1 protein-coding gene is annotated in these 248 nt (G+C 65.7%); it reads right to left on the bottom strand.

All coding sequences use genetic code 11. The features are described 5' to 3' along the window. On the bottom strand, nucleotides 1–248 hold a 248-nt coding region (locus KVT38_RS33965), incomplete at both ends, for a golvesin C-terminal-like domain-containing protein (RefSeq protein ID WP_217598112.1).

Raw genomic sequence — 248 nt, 5'->3', positions numbered from 1 at the left:
CAACACCCTGGCCGGCGTCCCCCCGATGGACATGCGCCGGCCACCTCAAGCACACCACATAGCTTCCGGCGATCGGCAGGTCCGGCGTACACGTCACGCTTTTCGTCCCATTGCCCGTATTGTCGTCGTGCAAGTACTTCGCACCGTGGCGATCCGTCTGCGTGCCGGCCGTTGTCCAAGTCCCGACCTTGGTCACGCCCGATGCATCCGCGTTGCCCACGATGACCGGACCGGGCAGCCGCTCGAAC

Source organism: Cohnella sp. GbtcB17, from assembly GCF_019091135.1.
In the GTDB taxonomy this organism is placed as follows: Bacteria; Bacillota; Bacilli; order Paenibacillales; family Paenibacillaceae; genus Cohnella.
The sequence above is the reverse complement of the archived record's forward strand: the minus strand, read 5'-3'. Positions and strand labels throughout refer to the sequence as shown.